The organism is Stenotrophomonas maltophilia group sp. RNC7 (assembly GCF_030910085.1).
GTDB classification, from domain to species: Bacteria; Pseudomonadota; Gammaproteobacteria; order Xanthomonadales; family Xanthomonadaceae; genus Stenotrophomonas; species Stenotrophomonas sepilia.
Map to the genome: position 1 here is coordinate 59,426 of NZ_JAVFVN010000193.1, position 6,565 is coordinate 65,990.

At 67.0% G+C, this 6,565-nt stretch carries 8 protein-coding genes; 2 read left to right on the forward strand and 6 right to left on the reverse strand.

The window, feature by feature from the left end; genetic code table 11:
* Positions 1-22 precede the first annotated feature (22 nt).
* Complete coding sequence (upp, locus tag RCF13_RS02715) at positions 23-655, forward strand: uracil phosphoribosyltransferase (RefSeq protein ID WP_005416149.1); 633 nt, start codon at positions 23-25, stop codon at positions 653-655.
* A 185-nt stretch (positions 656-840) separates the two neighbouring features.
* Positions 841-1,134, forward strand: a complete 294-nt coding sequence (locus RCF13_RS02720; RefSeq protein WP_061477959.1) for a PsiF family protein — start codon at positions 841-843, stop codon at positions 1,132-1,134.
* Between the two features lie 41 nt (positions 1,135-1,175).
* On the opposite strand, the gene RCF13_RS02725 is transcribed toward RCF13_RS02720, so the two are convergent.
* From RCF13_RS02725 to rsmD, 6 genes are all read right to left on the reverse strand, one after another.
* Positions 1,176-2,063, reverse strand: coding sequence for an MBL fold metallo-hydrolase (locus tag RCF13_RS02725; protein WP_134969009.1), 888 nt, complete (start codon positions 2,061-2,063; stop codon positions 1,176-1,178).
* A 117-nt stretch (positions 2,064-2,180) separates the two neighbouring features.
* Positions 2,181-3,911 (reverse strand): gamma-glutamyltransferase, encoded by a 1,731-nt coding sequence (ggt, locus tag RCF13_RS02730; protein WP_134969010.1) that lies wholly within the window; start codon positions 3,909-3,911, stop codon positions 2,181-2,183.
* Positions 3,908-4,189 (reverse strand): YfhL family 4Fe-4S dicluster ferredoxin, encoded by a 282-nt coding sequence (locus RCF13_RS02735; protein ID WP_004153175.1) that lies wholly within the window; start codon positions 4,187-4,189, stop codon positions 3,908-3,910. The genes ggt and RCF13_RS02735 overlap by 4 nt, the downstream gene beginning before the upstream one ends.
* Before the next feature lie 132 nt (positions 4,190-4,321).
* Positions 4,322-4,813, reverse strand: coding sequence for a hypothetical protein (locus RCF13_RS02740; protein WP_004153167.1), 492 nt, complete (start codon positions 4,811-4,813; stop codon positions 4,322-4,324).
* A gap of 59 nt (positions 4,814-4,872) precedes the next feature.
* Positions 4,873-5,382, reverse strand: a complete 510-nt coding sequence (gene coaD, locus RCF13_RS02745) for a pantetheine-phosphate adenylyltransferase (RefSeq protein ID WP_005416145.1) — start codon at positions 5,380-5,382, stop codon at positions 4,873-4,875.
* A 26-nt stretch (positions 5,383-5,408) separates the two neighbouring features.
* Positions 5,409-5,987: a 16S rRNA (guanine(966)-N(2))-methyltransferase RsmD gene (rsmD, locus tag RCF13_RS02750; protein WP_231352665.1), complete on the reverse strand. Its 579-nt coding sequence runs from the start codon at positions 5,985-5,987 to the stop codon at positions 5,409-5,411.
* Positions 5,988-6,565: the final 578 nt, after the last annotated feature.

Consider the following 6,565-nt stretch of genomic DNA (forward strand, 5'->3'; position numbering starts at 1 on the left):
CTCCCTATTCCCCTTCCCGACCATGAAGATCGTCGAAGTGCGCCACCCGCTGGTGCAGCACAAGATCGGCCTGATGCGCAACGCTGCGCTCAGCACCAAGGATTTCCGCGAACTGGCCAACGAGCTGGGTACGCTGCTGGCCTACGAGGCCACCGCCGACCTGGATACCGAGCCGCACACCCTGGCCGGCTGGGCCGGCCCGGTGACGGTGCAGCGCATTGCCGGCGCCAAGATCACCGTGGTGCCGATCCTGCGTGCCGGCCTGGGCATGCTCAGCGGCGTGCTGTCGCTGATCCCGGCGGCCCGTGTCAGCGTGGTCGGCCTGCAGCGCGATGAAGAAACCCTGCAGCCGGTGCCCTACTTCGAGCGCCTGACCGGCCGGCTGGAAGAGCGCGACGCACTGATCCTCGACCCGATGCTGGCCACCGGCGGCACGCTGATCGCCACCATCGACATGCTCAAGCGCGCCGGCGCCCGTCGCATCAAGGGCATCTTCCTGGTGGCCGCGCCCGAAGGCATCGAAGCAGTGAAGGCCGTGCACCCGGACGTGGAAATCTACACTGCGGCCATCGATGCCCAGCTCAACGACAAGGGCTATATCCTGCCCGGACTGGGCGACGCGGGTGACCGCATCTTCGGCACCCGCGTCGGCTGATCCGGCGAACCGGGGTCGGATCCCTCTCCGCAGGAGAGGGCTCTGACCCGACAACCGTTCGCGGGCGCGCTTCGCCGCAGCACGTGAACGCCCGTGGACGCGGGTGTGGCCGACGCGTGATTCTTCACGTGGCCTTGCCGGCCGGAGGCGAATGCTCCGCGCACCCGCCACCCTTGGAGCTCGCGATGAAGGCCTCATTCCTGCTGGCCGCCGTCCTGCTGGCCGGCCTGCCCCTGGCTGCCAACGCCACCACCCCTCAGCAGCAACGCATGGCCGAATGCTCGGCCAAGAACAAGGGCTTGAAGGGGGATGCCTACAAGACCGCGCAGAGCTCCTGCCTCAGTGGCCAGGCCGCCGAAACCAAGCCGGTCAATACGCAGCAGGAACGCATGCGCAAGTGCAACGCTGAAGCGGGCGCGAAGAAACTGGCAGGCGATGCGCGCAAGACCTTCATGAGCAGCTGCCTGAAGGCGTCGTAACGACGAGTGATGCAGAGCCGAGCCCACGCTCGGCTCTGCCATTACCCCAGGGCGCGCGCCTTCAGCTCGCCCTGTTCGTGCAGGGTCACGAAACGTCCCTTGTCATCACGGCCCAGCTGCGCCAGCGCCACCTGCGGGTCGTGGGTGAAGAACAGCCGCACGTTGCGCGCCAGCTTGTCTTCAAGGAACTGCCGTTTCTCGTCGATCAGCAATTCGGCATTGCGGTCATAGCCCATGGTGATCGGCACGTGCACCCATGAACGACCTGGGATGAGGTCGGCACAGAACACCACGCCACCGTGCGGATCTTCCCCGGCGTGCGCGTGGCCAACGATCTCGGCCAGCATCAGCCCCGGCGTATGCCCATCGCTGTAGCTGAAGCGCACGCTGCGGCCGAGCGCCTTCGAGTACTCGCCATCCACCACTTCCAGGCGGCCACTGGCCTGCAGCAGGCCGGGCAGCTCAGGAATGAAACTGGCCCGATCGCGCGGGTGTGGCTGCACGGCGCGCTGCCAATGCTGCGCACCAACCACATAGGTTGCGTTGGGGAACAGCAGCTCGGGCTCACGCCCTTCGCTCCATGCGGCAAGCAGGCCACCGGCATGATCGAAGTGCAGGTGGCTGAGCACCACCACGTCGATGTCCTCGTGCTCGAAACCCGCTTCGCGCAGTGAATCGATCAGCACGTGCTGGCTTTCCTGCACGCCGTAGCGCTCGCGCATGCGCGGGTCGAAGAACGCACCGATACCGGTTTCAAACAGTACCGTCTTGCCTTCCAGCGGACTGGCAAGCAGCGCACGGCAGGCCAGCTCGATGCGATTGAGCTCGTCCGGAGCCGCCCATTTTTCCCACAACGCACGCGGCGCGTTGCCGAACATCGCGCCGCCGTCCAGGCGCTGCGAGTTTCCACGAATAGACCAGAGTTTCATGCGTCGATTATCGGCGCCGGACCGTTAAATAATCGCTAGAAAGGAAACAGGAAACCCCGCCGGTTGGCGGGGTCCTGGTGATCTGCGGATTGCCGGCCAGTGGCCGGCACCACCACATCAGTGGGCCGGCACGACCTGGGCACTGCCCACCGGATTGCGCGGGTCGCTGCCACCGAACAGCTTGTTCGCCTTGCGGTCCCATTCCACGGTCTGCAGGTTGCCCCACACGTGGCTGGAACCGCGACCGCCGGCGGCGACATTGCCCGGCAGGTCGATCCTGTGGCCCATTGCCTGCAGCTGCTTCACCGTCGCCGCGTCGAACGCATCGTCCTCGGCTTCGATCAGGTCCGGCAGCCACTGGTGGTGGTAGCGCGGCAGCGCGGCAACCTGCTGCGCGTCCAGGCCGGCGTCGTAGCCGAGGATGCCCAGCAGCACCATGGTGATGATGCGGCTGCCACCCGGGGTGCCCAGCACGATCACCTTGTCGCTGTTTTCCATGAAGGTCGGCGTCATCGAGCTGAGCATGCGCTTGCCCGGCTTCGGCGCATTGGCCTCGTAGCCCATCACGCCGAAGGCATTGGGCGTACCCGGCTTCAGCGCGAAATCGTCCATCTCGTTGTTCAGCAGCACGCCGGTGCCCTTGGGAATGAGCCCCGAGCCGTACAGCAGGTTGACGGTCTGGGTGGCGCCGACGCGGTTGCCGTCGCGGTCGATGATCGAGAAGTGCGTGGTCTCGTCGTCTTCCAGCGGCGTCGGGTTGCCCGACAGCAGGTCGCTGGGCGTGGCCTTTTCCGGATGGATGGTCGCGCGCAGGCCCTGTGCGTAGTCCTTGCTGGTCAGCACCTTCTGCGGGATCTGCACGAAGTCCGGATCGCCGAGGAAGAACGTACGGTCGCGGTAGGCACGGCGCATCGACTCCACCACCAGATGGGTACGGTGCGCCGGATCCATCTTCCTGATGTCCCAGCCTTCCAGGATCTGCAGCATGCTGGCCAGCGCGATGCCACCGGACGACGGCGGCGGCGCGGTGGTGATCTTCCAGCCGTTGTAGTTGAACACGATCGGCTCGCGCTGCTTCACGCGATAGCCGGCCAGCTCTTCGGCGGTCCACTTGCCACCGGCCTGCTTGACGCCCGCCAGCAACAGCTTTCCGGTCTGGCCCTTGTAGAAGCCGTCGAAACCTCCAGCGGCCAGGCGCTCCAGCGTCTGCGCCAGCTCCGGCTGCTTGAACAGGTCACCGCTGGCGATCGGCTTGCCGTTGCGCAGATAGACTTCACGCGTGCCGGGATAGCGCTCCATCACTTCACGGCGCGACGCGTAGCCCTTGGCCATGCGGTCGTACACCGGGAAGCCTTCGCGTGCGATGCGGATCGCCGGCTGCAGCGAGGCCGACAACGGCAGCTTGCCGTGCCGGGCCGACAGTTCGACCAGCGCCGCAGGCAGGCCGGGAATACCCGCCGACCAGGCACCGTTGACCGAGCGGTCGCGGTCCAGGTTGCCCTGCTTGTCGAGGAAGGCCTGCGGCGTGGCCGCCGCCGGTGCGGTCTCGCGTGCATCCAGCATCACGTCCTTGCCGGTGGCCGCGTCGTGCAGCAGGAAGAAGCCGCCGCCGCCGAGTCCGGAACTGATCGGCTCGACCACCGCCAGCGTGGACGACACCGCCACCGCAGCGTCGAAGGCGTTGCCGCCCTGCGCCAGGATGTCGATGCCGGCCTGGGTGGCCAGCGCATGGCCGCTGGCAATGGCTGCGCCGTCGGGGCGCTCGGCACGGGCCGGGCTGTCGGCCCAGGCCATCGGGCTCAGCAGCAGGCCGAGCAGCAACAGGGGGCGGACGATCAGCGTCTTCATTCGGATGGGGGCTCCGCATAGAGTTCGGGGTGATCGTGCTGCAGTTGGCGCAGCTTGGCCAGCAGCTGGTCTTCCGTTTCCACGATCTCCGGATCCGGGTCGATGCACTCGACCGGGCAGACGACCACGCACTGTGGCTCGTCGAAATGACCCACGCATTCGGTGCAGCGCGCAGGGTCGATCACGTAGATGGTTTCACCCATCGCAATGGCCTGGTTCGGGCAGGCCGGCTCGCAGACGTCGCAGTTGACGCAGAGCTCGTTGATTTTCAGCGACATGGCGATACTCCTCGCCCGCGCCTTGGGACAAAGGACCGGCCAGCGCGGGCGCGCGGGCCGGTCAGGTCATCAGCGGCGCCCTGGCAGGACGCCGCCCGGGCCATGCCGGAGCATGGCCGCCATGGCTCGGTATTACTTGGCTTCGACGAAAATGTACTCGGCACCGGTCGGCTGGATCGCAGCCTGCACGCGGGCGTTGTCGGCCGACTGGCCGATGAAGACGACGCGCACGCCCTTCATCGAATCCGGCGACACGTCCTTGAACACGGCCTGGATCATGTCAGCCATCTTGCCCGAGGCCGACGAACCGAAGGCCAGCATGTTGCCCGGCTGCACGCCACGGGCCACGGCCTGGGTCGCGCTCTCGGTCTGGCGCTCGTACTTGGCCTGGAAGTCCGGGTCCGATTCCGGGGAGAGGTAGTACAGGAACGGGCTGTTGGTGATGTTGCCCATGTTCTGGATCGCCACTTCCTGCAGGTACTTCTTCCAGCCGGCATCGTCGTCCTTGGACGGAGCGACCAGGGCCTGCTTGGCCTCGTCGACCGGAGCGGCCTCTTCCTTCTTGCAGGCGGTGAAGGCCAGGGCCAATGAAGCGATCAGCATCGCGCGCATGGTGGTGTTCATGGATTTCCTCCCGGAATGGTGCGTGGTGTTGTACGTGATGGGGTGCAGGTACGGCGGGCTTACGACTGTGCCGCCTTCGCTTCGCGGACCTTGCGCAGGGCTTCGAGCACCGCGGCCGGCACGAAACCGGACACGTCGCCGCCCAGGCGCGCGATCTCGCGGACCAGCGAGGACGAAATGAAGCTGTGCTGCTCGGCCGGGGTCAGGAACAGGGTCTCGACCTCGGGAATCAGGTGGCGGTTCATGCTGGCCATCTGGAACTCGTACTCGAAGTCGGACACCGCGCGCAGGCCGCGCAGCAGCACCCCGCCCTGGACCGAACGTACGAAATGGGCCAGCAGGGTATCGAAGCCGATGACTTCGACATTGCCATGGTGGGCCAGGGCGCCACGCGCCAGCTGCACGCGCTGTTCCAGCGGCAGCGCCGGGCCCTTCGACGGGCTCTGCGCCACGCCGACCACGACCTTTTCGAACAGCGGCGCGGCCCGGCTCACCAGGTCGATGTGACCGTTGGTGATCGGGTCGAACGTGCCGGGATAGACGGCGATGCGGCGGTTGGCCACGGTCATGGGCGGTAGCAGATGTTCAGATGAGGTCAAAGTGTAGCAGTGGCACGGCGGTACAGGGCAAAGCGCACCTCACGGGTGCCGCCCTCACGGTGCAGCAGCCAGCCCTGCGGCAGCACCGGCACGTGGCCGGCCGGCGACTCCAGGTACAGCCAGGCGTCGGCGGTCAGGTGCCGCGGCAGCTGGGCCAGCACGTCCTGCCACAGGCCATCGGCGAATGGCGGGTCGATGAACACCAGATCGGCCTGCTGCGCGGGCGCACCCTGCAGCCAGCGCAGGGCATCGGCCTGCACGACGCTGATCTGGTTGGTGGCCTGCAGCTTGGTCACCGCGGCGGTCAAATTACGCCCCAGCTGGGCATCGCGCTCGACCAGGGTGGCGTGGGCGGCACCGCGCGAGACGGCTTCCAGGCCCAGCGCGCCGCTGCCGGCGAACAGGTCCAGCACCCGCGCGCCGCCCAGCCTGGGCATCAACCAGTTGAAAAGGGTCTCGCGCACGCGATCGCTGCTGGGCCGCAGTCCCGGCAGGGTCGGCACCGGCAGGCGGGTATTGCGCCAGCGACCGCCGATGATGCGGACCTGGCCGTCATTGCCCCCGCGGCCGCTCACCGGCGCCCCCGGCGGGGTTCATTCGAGAAATTCAGCATGAGCGGGATTGTAGTTCGGCCGGGCGGCGCCCGGGGACGCGCCAACGCATGCGCGCTGTCGCTCCCACGCTTCGCTGCGCGAAACGCGGGCCCCAGTTACCAGCTTCCACACCCCCGCCGCTTCGCGGCCGCCCCCTGACTCAGGGGGGCTCCACCCCAGACGCGATCCGATGCTCGACATGCAGGCGGGGTCAGATCCGTTTTCCTGCGGAAAACGGATCTGACCCCATTGGATGTATCGATATCTGACAGATGTGCCGACCAACGGTCGGCACCTACCAACAGCCGAGTGAACCTGTCAGAGGCGGGGCGGTGGGGGGTTGGCGGGCCGGGGGGGCCCCGGGTTGCGCCCACGAGCCCCCCAGGGCGGGGTTTCGGCGGGGGCAGCCCACCCACCCCACCCCCCCCACCCAAGGAAATCCCCCCGTTGCGATTTGTGTTTCTGTTTCTTAGGCCGCTGCACGTGCAGGGCTGCAAACCCAGCCGCCCAACACCATTAATTATGGTCAAAAATAACTACCCCAATGCGAGGCCCCACCC

Bases quoted from the DNA above. Each gene is read 5' to 3' on its own strand.
- upp (WP_005416149.1), top strand. From the start codon at position 23: ATGAAGATCGTCGAAGTGCGCCACCCGCTGGTGCAGCACAAGATCGGC.
- RCF13_RS02720 (WP_061477959.1), top strand. From the start codon at position 841: ATGAAGGCCTCATTCCTGCTGGCCGCCGTCCTGCTGGCCGGCCTGCCC.
- RCF13_RS02725 (WP_134969009.1), bottom strand. From the start codon at position 2,063: ATGAAACTCTGGTCTATTCGTGGAAACTCGCAGCGCCTGGACGGCGGC.
- ggt (WP_134969010.1), bottom strand. From the start codon at position 3,911: ATGAAGACGCTGATCGTCCGCCCCCTGTTGCTGCTCGGCCTGCTGCTG.
- RCF13_RS02735 (WP_004153175.1), bottom strand. From the start codon at position 4,189: ATGTCGCTGAAAATCAACGAGCTCTGCGTCAACTGCGACGTCTGCGAG.
- RCF13_RS02740 (WP_004153167.1), bottom strand. From the start codon at position 4,813: ATGAACACCACCATGCGCGCGATGCTGATCGCTTCATTGGCCCTGGCC.
- coaD (WP_005416145.1), bottom strand. From the start codon at position 5,382: ATGACCGTGGCCAACCGCCGCATCGCCGTCTATCCCGGCACGTTCGAC.